Genomic DNA, 11928 nt, shown 5'->3' on the forward strand with positions numbered 1-11928 from the left:
GCCTTGATTGAACAACCGCAACCCGCCATCGAGCGGGTTTTTTTTGCCTGGAGAAAAGTTATGACTGTTTCCGAGAAGGACCGAGACATCCTGGCCCGCACCCTGTGGGGTGAGGCTCGCGGTGAAGGCCTGGCCGGCCAGATCGCCGTGGCCTGGACCATCCGCAACCGTGTGGAGGACGGCCGGGACAAGTCCTGGTGGGGCGAGGGATATGCCAGCGTGTGTCAGGCACCTTACCAGTTCAGTTGCTGGAACAAGAACGACCCGAACTATCCCTACTTGAGTGGCGCCAAGCCGATCCCGCCGAAGCAGTTCGCCCAGGCCCAGCGGGCGGCGGACTTGGTGATTTCCGGCACCGAGCCTGACCTGACCAAGGGCGCGACCCACTACTACGCCACGACCATGCCGAAGGCGCCGGCTTGGGCCGCCAAGGCTATCCAGACCCTGCGCCTGGGCAATCACCTTTTCTTCAAGGACGTGCCATGAATTCCGTGGGCGTGAAGGCCTGGGCAGTCGGCGTACTGGTGGCAGTGCTGCTGGCATTCGGTGCAGCGTGGAAGGTCCAGGACTGGCGTTACGGGAAGCAGTTGGCAGAGCAGGCCGGCCTGCACAAGGATGACCTCACCGCCATCAGCAACGCAGCCGCCACCCAGGCCCGAGCCGAGCAGGACAAACGTCTCGCGCTTGAGCAGCGACTGTCAGCCAGCGAACAAACCCACTACAAGGAATTGAGCGATGCTCAAACCAATCAGGCTCGCCTGCGCGATCGCCTTGCCACTTCTGATTTGCGGCTGTCAGTCCTCCTCGAGGATCCAGCCAGTTGCAGCCCAGTGCCTGCCACCGCCGGCGCCGGCGGCGTGGTTCATGGAGGAGCAAGAGCCCGACTTGACCCGGCGCATGCTCAACGAATTATCGGCATCACCGATGCCGGCGACCGGGGACTGGTAGCCCTGGCGGCTTGCCAGGCCTACGCCAAAGAAGTTTCAACACCGAAGTGAAAAGGAGCGACCGGGCCAGATGCGCCAACATCTGATCCGGTCGCCGTCCCTGCAGATGTCCCTGCAAGTCCAGCCAAGGCTCCTGCTCCGTGCACAAAGCGCGGCGAGCCTAGCACCTGTTTATCCATACAGTAAAGGTCTTGCTTTCAATGAGTTCACCCATCATCCCTTGGATGGGCGGCAAACGCCGCCTAGCCGACCGCCTCATTCCGCTTTTTCCGCCTCACGAATGCTATGTCGAAGTCTTTGCCGGCGGTGCCGCGCTTTACTTCATGCGACCTCAGGCCGCTCCGGTTGAAGTCCTGAATGACATCAACGGCGACCTGGTGACGCTCTATCGCGTCGTGCAGAACCACCTGGAAGAATTTGTGCGCCAGTTCAAGTGGGCGCTCAGCTCCCGCCAGGTGTTCGAGTGGCAGAAAATGACCCGCCCTGAAACCCTCACCGACATCCAACGCGCCGCCCGGTTCTTTTATCTGCAGCACCATGCCTTTGCCGGCAAGGTCACCGGACAGACTTTCGGAACCGCGACTACTGGCCCGGCCATCAATCTGCTGCGGATCGAGGAGAACCTCTCGGCCGCATGGCAGCGGCTGTCCGGTACCTATGTTGAAAACCTCCCTTGGCTTGATTGTGCTGAGCGCTACGACCGTGCTCACACGTTCCACTACATGGACCCGCCGTACTGGCAGACCGCTGGTTATGGCGTGGACTTCCCGTTCGAAAATTACGAGCGGATGGCTGACTTTATGCGTCGCTGCAAGGGCAAGGTAATGGTCAGCATCAACGACCACCCGGACATCCGTCGTGTGTTTGAAGGCTTTCACTTCGAGACGTTGGACATACGGTACAGCAACACGAACCAGCGTCAGGCCAAGGCTGAGGTCAGCGGTGAACTGGTGATCATGAACTGGGAGCCGGCAGCGTTGGGAGGGCTGTTCTAATGGTTATCGCGCTCGATCAGATCCGCTTGCTATGTGATTACGCTGGAGCGTTACTGTGGTCACACAAACGAAGGACCAAGACCATGGAAGCCGAAACCGCTGACAAATACTTGAACATCTTCCCCTCCGAGCTGCTGGCGGCGGTGGCACGCGGGGAGGTGGATCTGAATCACTGGGCCGGCGTGGTGTTGGCTGGGCGAGGGTTGGACCAGAACGCACGCTGGGTGGGATTCCCAGAGGCGGCCCGCCTTCTGGATCAACGTAGTCAGGCTTAAGTTTCTTCCGGACTCCAGGGGAGCAACAACTGTGCTCCCTGATTTTTGACGTTCCCCACCTCCTTGCCCACGGCATACCATTCGAAATCGGCTTCCGGCCGGGAACGATCTCTGGCAATTTCCTCTGCCTGCCCTGGGCTAAGATCCGGGTCAAGCCACTCCCGCGCTTGCTCAGGTGATAACACTAACGGCCTGCGATCATGGATATCTACCATGCCCTGGTCGCATGACGCGGTAATGATTACGAAACCGTCACCGTCCTGCTCGTCCAGACCTGGGCGGGCTTGTGCGAGCGCCCCGAAGAACATCGGTTTCTGACCCTTCAGCCGGATGAAATAGGGTTGTTTTTTCTTTGGATCATTTGGATCTTTAACCCACTCATACCAGCCCTCGCTGGGTACCAGTGCGCGCCCGGCCGGCCAAAGCTGTTTGAAAAACTTTCCCGTCGTAACGGTCTCGATCCTTGCATTAATCGGATCCGGACGTTTCCCCTTCGCCCAAAAGGGCGCCCAGCCCCACCTCACTGGCGTGATGTGAATGCGTGCCTCTGTGCTGTGCAGGATCTGTACACGGGTCGTCGGAGCCACGTTGTACCGGCTGATTGGCTGCGCGTCGTACCCGTCGAACAATGGCAGCTGAGGGCCAAGCTCCTCCATAAACACCGCCATCCCCTCGTACTGCACGAATCTCCCGCACATGAGCTGTCCCGCCTGTCAGATTTTTCCTATACAAAATTGACCGCCAACCTTGTACAAAGTTAACTGTATGTTCGTACAGTATTTGGGTGTCGTGCGTCATGAGCTTCTCAATTCTAGGTCCTGTTGTAGAGGGTGGCTTGAAGCTGCCCTTATGTTCGTTTCGAGTGCCTGCCGGGTTTCCGTCTCCGGCGGCTGATCACATCGAAGCGCACATCTCATTGGATGAGGTTCTGAATATTCGCGCCCCGCATGTCTACCTAGTCTCCATTGCTGGGGAGAGCATGCAGGGCGCAGGGATCTTTGAAGGGGACCTGGCCGTCGTGGATCGTGCGATGGAGCCTGCGCATGGTCACATCGTCGTGGCGCTGCTGAACAACGAACCCGTATGCAAACGTCTTTGCATACGTGGGAAGGAGGTGATTCTCCTGTCGGAGAACCCAAAGTACCCACCGAGGTACGTGCTCGAGGGCGACGAGCTGGTCATCTGGGGCGTCATCACCTGCAGTGTGCGCAGCCATGTCTAAGGTTCAGCCGGTTTTCGCCTTGATTGACTGCAACAGCTTCTACGCCAGTTGCGAGCGTGTGTTCCGTCCGGATCTGGCCCGCGTGCCCATCGTGGTGCTGAGCAACAACGACGGCTGTGTGATCGCCCGCAGTTACGACGCCAAGCCCTATGTGAAGATGGGCGAGCCGTATTTCCAGATCAAGCACAAGCTGCAGAAACACGGAATCGTCCCGTTCTCATCGAATTACGCGCTCTATGGGGACATGAGTGAGCGCGTGATGACTCTCATTGAATCGATGGTGCCCGCCGTCGAGGTCTACAGCATTGACGAAGCCTTCGCGGATCTGACCGGGATTAACGGTCGGGATGCCCTCGGCCGCAAGATCCGCAGCCACGTATTGCGCTGCACTGGCATTCCGGTCGGGGTAGGGATCGCTCACACCAAGACCCTGGCGAAGCTCGCGAACCACACGGCCAAGCGCCTGCAGGTGCAAACGGGAGGTGTGGTCGACATCTGCGACCCATTCAAGCGCGATTGGGTGCTGCGCAACACCGACGTGTCCGAGGTCTGGGGCGTCGGCCGCAAGATGAAACTGCACTTGGACGCCATGGGTATCAAGACCGCGATGGATCTGGCGAAGGCCGACCCTTGGACGCTACGCAAGAAATTCAGCGTGGTGATCGAGAAGACTGCCCGCGAGCTGGCTGGCACACCGTGCCTGGAGCTGGATGAGCCAGACCCGCCGAAGCAGGAGATCTGTTGTAGCCGGATGTTTGGTAAGCGGCTCACGGAATTGGCTCCCATCAAGGAGGCGGTAGCCACGTACATCATGCGGGCTTCGGAGAAACTCAGGGCGCAGCAGTCGCTATGCAAGAAGATCCGCGTCAGCATCCGCACGGGCATGTTCAACCCGGAGGAGGCGAAGTATGCCAACGGCGTGTTGGTTGACCTGCCGTACCCTACCGACGATGTGCGACTGCTCACCAAGGCAGCGGTGGACGCGCTCGACCGAGTATTCCGGCCGGGCTTCAAGTACAGCAAGGCCGAGGTGCTGCTGATGAGTCTCTGCCAGTTGGGTGAGTTTACGGATGATTTGTTTGCCACATCTCAGCCTGCTGACGCTACAAAGCTGATGGCAGTGTTGGATCAGGTCAATGGACGATGGGGCAGGGGCACGCTCCGCTCGGCGAGCGTGCCTGTAAATCCTGATTGGGGGATGCGGCGGGAAATGATGAGCCAAAGTTATACGACAAGATTGGACCAATTGTGGACAGTTAGCTGTGGATGATAGAGGAAGTTACCATTCATAAAAATACCCTAACTCGATGGTCCTGTTAAGGTTAACTAATAGGGGTATGGTTTTATTTTTATGTAGGGTTTGGTTTGAACACTACCATTGTCGCTTGAAAGAATCACACCATTTTTATGAGGTGCATAAGGCCAGTTGGGGTCGACGGTAACCCCGGCTCTTAATCGGATGTTGGCCTTTCGATCTAATGGACCGTTAAGAAAGGAGGAGACGTCTAGGACGCCATCTAGTTTGTAAACGGGGTTAAGGATAGGGTCTGAAAAGGAAAAAGCTAATGGGAATGTTTTGTATGCCGATATGCCGAACGGATCATACCCGCTACCGAAAACGGTATGGAAAAGATCTTTTAATAGAGCCTGTTGCTTAAACGGGTATAGCCACATCTGAAAGCGATATTGCTCTGGAAATGCTCGATCAAAGTTCATGACGTAGCGACGCAGTGCCCTGCTTAGCGGATGCCGCCACTGCGCTGTGTCACTCGCGGCCAAAAAGTGTCCTGCCACTGATCTTGAAACTTTGTTTAATTGGACATCTGTGGCCTGAATGTTTGGGGACATCAGAAAACGCACGTTACGAAGCTCGTTCGATATTTTTTTACATATATCTTCTAAGCCTGGATCTAAAAGAGAGCCCAGTAATCTGTTGTTGCAATCGCTGCATAGTGTTTTTTTGAATAATCCATTTTGGAAAAGTCGTGAATGTGGTTTTCCATTTTTGTTTTTAATGTTCCTAAGGATTTCGGTGACTTGTCGTTGTTGAGGGATAGAAATTGACTTGGGAAAAATATGATCCTCCGTCATCTCCTTGCGCTGAAGGCAGATGTTGCATCTTCTGATTGCTGCCAATTTCTTCACCCCGATATTAATGAATTAGTAATTAAGTATCGCGCTATATCCTAGGTCAGCCGCGCATAACTTTGTTCCAGTCGATTTCGTAACCAGCATCCTGAAGCTCCAAACTCAGAGCTTGCTTCCATCCATCATTATCCATGGATGTCCAAACAACTCCTGCAAAGTCGCTCGGAATTTCTAGCGTGCCTTTTTTGAGTGCGCATACCTTCTCGCGACCTAAATAGCCGATAAAATACCCAAGTTCAAGAAGGACATTTTGGCGGGCTCGCGGCTCGGGCTCGCCACCTTTCACACAGCCTTCATCATCTGGCGTAAGTAGGACTACTGCAAAACCCACGTCTCGATTTGCTTCGATCTTTTCAATTATCGTGCGACCACGGTTTGCCTGCTCATGTAGGATGATGGGTTGAAATCCAATCTTTTCTAAAAAGCGAGCCGCTGTTTCTCTTGGACCGTCATCATGCCCATGCACTATAAAAATTCGCTTGGAATTAGGCTTATTAGATGGTGGCTCTGTAGATTCAACGTTGGCTACACTCAATGCGGACGAATGTTGGATGTCCGCGAGATCCTCTTTGAGACTTCGTTGCGCTTGTGCTAGCAAGGCAATTGAGTTTTTTATGTTACGGTCTACCGGTGCGACGTAGTTTGGGTTTGAATCCCTAGCTATCATTAAAGGATAGTAAGTTAGTTTTGAGGCACTTTCGTAAGTAGTATAAGCTGTTGTGTTTTCGCCGAAACATCTAATTAGTGTATCTTTTATCGCTACTTCAAGTGCTTTTATCTCTGGCGTCATACCTGATCTTACAGAGCTTACATCAAACGCCTTTAGCTCGTTAATGCGGTCTTCAATACGAGATAAGGCACGCTCAATGTCTTGCCCGGTCAAAGTCAATTTTGGAGCGATAAGCGTTGGTGGGGGCGTTTTTCTAGCCATGAAACAAATTCCTTTAAGACGGGTAGCCTTGAACCTCGAAAGCCTGCCATAGGAACTTTGAGTCCATATGGAAGCATGAAGGTGTAAGCATAGTGCCTTGTGTGCTCCGTGGGAACAGTAAGCGCTACGCTTTGGCAAATGGGTAATGGGATAAGTACTCTTGACGCAAATAGGTAAAAATAACCTGCATCTGGCGATGTATGGCTTGGCCAGTTACGCCATTAGACGTTACCCAGGCTCGCAAGGAGCACAAGCAGGATTCGGCCGATATCGGACGATCGAATTAACGCTTGCACTGTTTCGGCCATTTTGGTAGTGACAGTGGTCGCGGTTGCTTGGGAAGGGACATCATCGACTCGCTGGAGCTGCCACTTTCTTGCGTATTTTAAGGTTGTTTTTAACTAAGAATCGTTATAATGATGTAACGAGAAGGCCTTAAATACGATGCGGCGATTATATTGCCATATCGACTAGCTGTTATCTGCGCAGTTGAGGAGCACATATTTGTTCGATTGACCTAACTAAGCCTTTGCTCGCAATTGAGTCATCGTACCAGGCCAACCACTCGTTGCTCACAAAACAACCGGTGCTCACTAAGGTAGTAATCTCGCACCATTCATTCTTTGCGGTGCATGGTTCTTCACCATCGAAATCTGCTCTAGTGAGACAGTATGGCACGGTGTCTGGATGCCAGGTTGACTTCTTGCTATCTCCAATTAAAGTCATATTTTCTGCCGTGGTTAGGCATTGCTTAGTGTAAATCCCGCTCTGATCCCAATGGGCTGTCGCACTGATTATTGAACCTTTAATCAGTGGCGTTAGGAACTTGGTAGGTTCAATCGGTTTCTTAATCGGCTTAGCGTCATATTCAGCCATTATGTATGTATAGCCTTGAAGATTATTTCTGAAATTGAAGGACACTTCAGGATAAAGGCTGCCAGTTTTTAAGGTTCTTTCACAGTCAAACGTAATAGTTTCGTCCCGTTCAAAATCAAACCCAACTTGAACCTCTTTCCCTGAATAATGCTTAGCTTTATATGAAGCAACGCAAGAGGCTGCATTATCTGGCGTGACTTTTATGCCTTGGAATCTGACTCTATTGCGGTTGTTGTTTTTCATTCGAACAGAGAAATCATTTTTGGAACCCAGTGTTAAATCCACATCGAGTTGGGAGTTTTTGGATGCAATACAACTGTCGAATGATTTTAACGCCGGTTCAAATACCGTCCTGTATACGCGAAAAGAAAAGCTCTGATCTCTGGCTTTGCTTTTATTCACATTGCACCATTCTTCGGAACTTGAATTAGAGCTTTGCGCACTACCTCCAGCTTTGAGTGGTACTGCCTTCACGATTGCATCAATGAAAAAGTCGGCGCTGTTACTCCTTTCCGACTGATCTTTACCGCAATTTCGCTCATAACGATAACTCTCTTGATCAACTTGATCGAGTTCCTCAAAGCTTTGGGTTGCGGCGTAGATTAAAGGTGCCCGGCAAATTTCATCGTCGGCTGCGAATGCCGAAGCGGGGGCTGTGAAAATTACAGTTAACGCGATAGGTAGAACAGAAAATTCCGCCATTTTTTGCCCCTATGGGTATAGCCCGCCACCCGAGTGGCTTCGCTACAAGGAGCATAGCTGCAACTCTACTTATTTCGAGGCGTCCGCTTTTAGGCGTCATAAGATTACACGTAACTGACCATGCGGCGGTAGCGCATGGCTTTGCGGCGCTTATGGGTTGGCTGGCGAACTTAGCCACCACTCCGAACTACGACGATCCTAAGCGGACGTAGACTCGATGTCCGCTTTTGGCCACTGCTGCCTGTCGCGAAGGGCTGCGACTGGCTGGAAACTCACGCTGAATAAGCATAGGAGACTACGCTCCGCAACAAAAAGCCCACTTGTTGCAGCCGATGCGGGGCTTTGGAATGGGGGGTATCTCGTACCAATTTCGGTACCAGTCATTGGGTTTTGGCGAGAATGTTCAGGTATCCCCACGTTCGAAAGCCCCGATTTCATTACCCCTAACGACCAAGCAGAACCCACCCTACATAGCGGTGTAATTTTCGCCCAGCGCTACACGGCTGAGATTCCTAAAGGTGCGATTGCTAAAAAATTGCTACAGAGAAGGGGAAGAAAACGGTGGCGGCCAAGACGTTCGGTAAGCGCAGCGAATAATCCATCCAATCCATCATCGGCGCAACGCTGAAGCGGCGGGACAAGGGCTGTGGGGGGGCTGGGTATAGAGGCATCGGGGATCTGGGCGGAAAGGCGGAAGGCCGCAGTTTATCAGGAAAGAGGTCGGCGAGGTTTGGATGGGAGCTGAGTGTCTAGGGCTTCCCTTGTTGGTGAGTCCGTGTAGGTATGAGGTCGAAGCTAAATAAAGCTGAGAATCGTCTGCCGGCCTCCCCACCTCACGGAGGTGGAGCAAAATTCAAGGTGCGGCAGGATTCTCGCCACCCAGCCCCCAATGCATTTGTGCGGAGGACTCGGGAAGGAACTGCCAATCGGTGGGTAAAGTTGTTCGCATGTTTTTTTGAAGCCACTCTTCGAGATCTTCTTTTTCTATCTGTTTAAGATCGAGCTTTAATTTTAATTGCTGGTATTCTGAGTAGAGCTCGAGAGGGAGGATGTGGGGCTTGAGATCATGAAGATTTGAAAAAGAGATCATTCCCTTCGGAGCTTTTACCCATAATGTATGGCCGCCATTGGTTTTTGCCTTGTGGTTGATGTCGATCTGCATGTTATCCCAGCTGAGTTTTTTTTCTATTCGCGTAAATGCTTCGGCAAAAAAAATTTCGGCGAAGCTTTTTCCTGTGAGGCGACTTCCGGCGTTACAGGATACGAGGACTATTTTAAGTGGGCGCATCAGGTCCAAACCACGCTTTATAAGGTGGTCAAGTAGCTCGGATGGTGTTTTTCCTGACAGGAGATTGTCACCTGAGGAGCTATGTCCAAGTACATAGAGTTTCTCTTCCGGTCCGAGGTTGGCCAACGGAGTCCCTTCGTCAGCAACCATTATCCCTCGGGAGGCCGTGCCAAGTTTGATGTTGAATTTTTTTCTTTCCAAGAACGAAACTTCTTTTTTTTGCATGGATTTAACTCCGATTTGAAGGGTTTCGTCTGCTGTATAGCTACCACCTCCATTAGGGACAGTGTTATCGGTAATCGGAATGATCATAGGTCCTCCATTTTTCAATTCGTTCCAGGCTGCTGACCAAACAATAGCGAGTGCATTGTATTATCGGGTTATCGAAAAGAGTGCGATGCTGACCGAATGCACTGACGCGATAGCGGTATTGAATCTGAACATAGTTCATGGTTTTAAAGCTGTCGACGCGGATGGGCGCGAATATGTGCTCGGATTACGTAAAAGACACATAGCGGTGTAATTCTTGCCCAGCGCCGCACGGTTGCAACACGCCAAGCTGCGGTTGCTAGATGTTTGCTACGGGAGTGACGAAGAGAGCGGCGCTAAGCAAGCAGAGTAGCGGGTTCGGTGATTAATCCACCCAATCCATCATGGAGCAACACTGAAGCGGCGGGGCAAGGGATGCGGGGGAGCGGGGTATGGAGGCGTCGGGGATCTGGACGGAAAGCCGCAGTTCTCACTCTCACGTCCACACGCACAAACTCTCCCGCCGGAGGAAGAAAGGCCTCCATCGCCGATGTCCTGCCAAAGACCGCGCCAGCCCATTTGTCGGCTGATTTGCAGCGCCAGACATCTCGGTCGATATCTCGGAATAACGGCAGCGCTATGCCGACCCTTTCCAAGAGAGACAAAACATGAATGTCAGGACCATGAACCTCGCCCCGAGGTCTGCCGCCTTCTTCTCGCTTATTGTTATGGTGGTCTTTGCCCTGGGCATCGTCGCCCTGTTGCAGATGGGTAAGCTGCGAGACTCGGAGCAGGATGTCGAAACCAACTGGATGGCGAGTATCCGTCAGACAGCCAAGATGCAGACTGGCATCTTGCGCCTGCGTCTTGAAAGCATCCGTATCACGGTGACCGTCGACGAACAACAGCGCCAAACCCGCATCGCTTCGTTGAGCGGCTACCGCAGCACGTTGCAGGAGGCCCTCAATCGTTACGAACCCTTGATTACCGGACCGACAGAGCGTGAGCTCTACCAGGCGGTGTCCACCGACGTGCAGCAGTATTTCAAGCTGTTGGACGAGCTGGAACCGTTGCTGCGAAGTGGTGACAACGCTGCTGCCATTACCCTGATCAATGCTCGCATCAGCCCGATGACCAATACCCTGCAGGACAAGATGACCAAGCTCTCGGACTTTAACGACGAGGGTGCCAAGCGTGCCGGCCTGGAGGCTGCCTCGACTTATAGCCATGGCGTAACGCTGGTGATTGGCCTACTGGTGATGACCGTGGTCCTTACCGTGGTGCTGGCTGCGGTGCTGACTCGAAGCATCACCACGCCCATCAACGATGCCCTGTCCGTGGCCGAGCGCATCGCCGGCAGCGACCTGTCCCGGGAGGTCTCGGTCAGTGGCCGCGATGAAGCCGGGCGTCTGCTGGCCGCCCTGGCGAAAATGCAGAGCAATCTGCGGGAAACCATTGCCCGCATCGCTGACTCCTCCACCCAACTGGCATCGGCCTCTGAAGAAATGACCGCAGTGACCGAAGACGCCAGCCGCGGATTGGTGCGGCAGAACGATGAGGTCAATCAGGCCGCCACCGCCGTGACCGAAATGAGCGCCGCGGTGGATGAGGTGGCACGCAATGCCGAAGCCGCCGCCCAATCTTCCCGCGAGTCCATGGAATTCACCCGCTCGGGGATCGAGAATGTGGCGCAGACCCTCAAAGCCATAGAAAGCCTGGCCGGCAACGTGGCCAGCACTGGAGATCAGGTCAAGGCCTTGTCCAGCAGGGCCCAGGACATCAGCAAGGTGGTCGAGGTGATTCGTGCGATTGCCGAGCAGACCAATCTGCTGGCGCTGAACGCGGCCATTGAGGCCGCCCGCGCCGGCGAGCAAGGTCGCGGCTTTGCCGTGGTGGCCGATGAAGTCCGGGCTCTGGCACACCGCACCCAGCAGTCGACCCAGGAAATCGAACAGATGATCAGCGCGATTCAGGCCGACTCGACCCAGGCAGTGGGCGCCATGAACGTCAGCGCTCAGATGGCCAGCAGCTCAATTTCGGTGGCGCAGAACGCCGACCAGTCGCTCAAGCAGATCGCCGAGACGATTACCCGTATCAATGAACGCAACCTGCTGATCGCCACCGCCTCCGAAGAGCAGGCGCAGGTGGCTCGCGAGGCCGACCAAAACCTGACCAGCATCCGCGAGCTGTCGATCCAGAGCGCGGCGGGCGCTACTCAGACCGCCGGCGCTTGCGGCGAGATGGCGAACCTGGCGATTGAACTGAATCGCCTGGTGGCGCGTTTCAAGGTCTGAC

At 53.8% G+C, this 11928-nt stretch carries 12 protein-coding genes; 7 read left to right on the top strand and 5 right to left on the bottom strand.

The features are described from left to right. Nucleotides 1-60 precede the first annotated feature (60 nt). The 4 genes from PCOSP_RS10135 to PCOSP_RS10150 all read left to right on the top strand — a co-directional run bounded on the left by PCOSP_RS10135 (nucleotide 61) and on the right by PCOSP_RS10150 (nucleotide 2217). Complete coding sequence (locus PCOSP_RS10135; RefSeq protein WP_464711027.1) at nucleotides 61-486, top strand: cell wall hydrolase; 426 nt, start codon at nucleotides 61-63, stop codon at nucleotides 484-486. Beyond that, nucleotides 483-998 (top strand): lysis system i-spanin subunit Rz, encoded by a 516-nt coding sequence (locus tag PCOSP_RS10140; RefSeq protein WP_464711029.1) that lies wholly within the window; start codon nucleotides 483-485, stop codon nucleotides 996-998. The genes PCOSP_RS10135 and PCOSP_RS10140 overlap by 4 nt, the downstream gene beginning before the upstream one ends. Nucleotides 999-1147: 149 nt before the next feature. After that, nucleotides 1148-1942, top strand: a complete 795-nt coding sequence (locus PCOSP_RS10145) for a DNA adenine methylase (RefSeq protein WP_464711031.1) — start codon at nucleotides 1148-1150, stop codon at nucleotides 1940-1942. Nucleotides 1943-2025: 83 nt separating this feature from the next. Further along, the gene (locus PCOSP_RS10150; RefSeq protein ID WP_265068938.1) at nucleotides 2026-2217 is read left to right on the top strand and encodes a hypothetical protein; all 192 of its coding nucleotides are present in this window, start codon (nucleotides 2026-2028) and stop codon (nucleotides 2215-2217) included. Here the strand turns inward: PCOSP_RS10150 and PCOSP_RS10155 are convergent. Continuing rightward, entirely contained in the window at nucleotides 2214-2915 is a 702-nt protein-coding gene (locus tag PCOSP_RS10155) for an SOS response-associated peptidase family protein (protein ID WP_464711033.1), read from the bottom strand. The genes PCOSP_RS10150 and PCOSP_RS10155 overlap by 4 nt on opposite strands. A gap of 98 nt (nucleotides 2916-3013) precedes the next feature. On the opposite strand from PCOSP_RS10155, the gene PCOSP_RS10160 reads away from it, so the two are divergent. Both PCOSP_RS10160 and umuC read left to right on the top strand, forming a co-directional pair. Further along, nucleotides 3014-3439, top strand: a complete 426-nt coding sequence (locus PCOSP_RS10160; RefSeq protein WP_464711035.1) for a LexA family protein — start codon at nucleotides 3014-3016, stop codon at nucleotides 3437-3439. Continuing rightward, nucleotides 3432-4709, top strand: a complete 1278-nt coding sequence (gene umuC, locus PCOSP_RS10165; protein ID WP_464711036.1) for a translesion error-prone DNA polymerase V subunit UmuC — start codon at nucleotides 3432-3434, stop codon at nucleotides 4707-4709. Before PCOSP_RS10160 ends, umuC begins: the two co-directional genes overlap by 8 nt. 56 nt (nucleotides 4710-4765) lie before the next feature. Here the strand turns inward: umuC and PCOSP_RS10170 are convergent, their stop codons facing one another. The 4 genes from PCOSP_RS10170 to PCOSP_RS10185 all read right to left on the bottom strand — a co-directional run bounded on the left by PCOSP_RS10170 (nucleotide 4766) and on the right by PCOSP_RS10185 (nucleotide 9696). Then, entirely contained in the window at nucleotides 4766-5584 is an 819-nt protein-coding gene (locus PCOSP_RS10170; protein WP_464711037.1) for a hypothetical protein, read from the bottom strand. Between the two features lie 46 nt (nucleotides 5585-5630). Further along, nucleotides 5631-6518: a TIR domain-containing protein gene (locus PCOSP_RS10175; RefSeq protein ID WP_464711039.1), complete on the bottom strand. Its 888-nt coding sequence runs from the start codon at nucleotides 6516-6518 to the stop codon at nucleotides 5631-5633. A gap of 477 nt (nucleotides 6519-6995) precedes the next feature. Continuing rightward, the gene (locus PCOSP_RS10180) at nucleotides 6996-8096 is read right to left on the bottom strand and encodes a hypothetical protein (RefSeq protein WP_464711040.1); all 1101 of its coding nucleotides are present in this window, start codon (nucleotides 8094-8096) and stop codon (nucleotides 6996-6998) included. An 853-nt stretch (nucleotides 8097-8949) separates the two neighbouring features. Beyond that, nucleotides 8950-9696, bottom strand: coding sequence for a hypothetical protein (locus PCOSP_RS10185; RefSeq protein ID WP_464711041.1), 747 nt, complete (start codon nucleotides 9694-9696; stop codon nucleotides 8950-8952). 605 nt (nucleotides 9697-10301) lie between these two features. Between PCOSP_RS10185 and PCOSP_RS10190 the strand changes: the two genes are divergently transcribed. Next, nucleotides 10302-11927 (top strand): methyl-accepting chemotaxis protein, encoded by a 1626-nt coding sequence (locus PCOSP_RS10190; protein WP_464711043.1) that lies wholly within the window; start codon nucleotides 10302-10304, stop codon nucleotides 11925-11927. Nucleotide 11928: the final 1 nt, after the last annotated feature.

Source organism: Pseudomonas sp. MAFF 730105 (assembly GCF_055380705.1).

Excerpts from the sequence above, each read along its gene's own strand:
- PCOSP_RS10135 (WP_464711027.1), top strand. The coding sequence starts at position 61 with ATGACTGTTTCCGAGAAGGACCGAGACATCCTGGCCCGCACCCTGTGG.
- PCOSP_RS10140 (WP_464711029.1), top strand. The coding sequence starts at position 483 with ATGAATTCCGTGGGCGTGAAGGCCTGGGCAGTCGGCGTACTGGTGGCA.
- PCOSP_RS10145 (WP_464711031.1), top strand. The coding sequence starts at position 1,148 with ATGAGTTCACCCATCATCCCTTGGATGGGCGGCAAACGCCGCCTAGCC.
- PCOSP_RS10150 (WP_265068938.1), top strand. The coding sequence starts at position 2,026 with ATGGAAGCCGAAACCGCTGACAAATACTTGAACATCTTCCCCTCCGAG.
- PCOSP_RS10155 (WP_464711033.1), bottom strand. The coding sequence starts at position 2,915 with ATGTGCGGGAGATTCGTGCAGTACGAGGGGATGGCGGTGTTTATGGAG.
- PCOSP_RS10160 (WP_464711035.1), top strand. The coding sequence starts at position 3,014 with ATGAGCTTCTCAATTCTAGGTCCTGTTGTAGAGGGTGGCTTGAAGCTG.
- umuC (WP_464711036.1), top strand. The coding sequence starts at position 3,432 with ATGTCTAAGGTTCAGCCGGTTTTCGCCTTGATTGACTGCAACAGCTTC.
- PCOSP_RS10175 (WP_464711039.1), bottom strand. The coding sequence starts at position 6,518 with ATGGCTAGAAAAACGCCCCCACCAACGCTTATCGCTCCAAAATTGACT.
- PCOSP_RS10180 (WP_464711040.1), bottom strand. The coding sequence starts at position 8,096 with ATGGCGGAATTTTCTGTTCTACCTATCGCGTTAACTGTAATTTTCACA.
- PCOSP_RS10185 (WP_464711041.1), bottom strand. The coding sequence starts at position 9,696 with ATGATCATTCCGATTACCGATAACACTGTCCCTAATGGAGGTGGTAGC.
- PCOSP_RS10190 (WP_464711043.1), top strand. The coding sequence starts at position 10,302 with ATGAATGTCAGGACCATGAACCTCGCCCCGAGGTCTGCCGCCTTCTTC.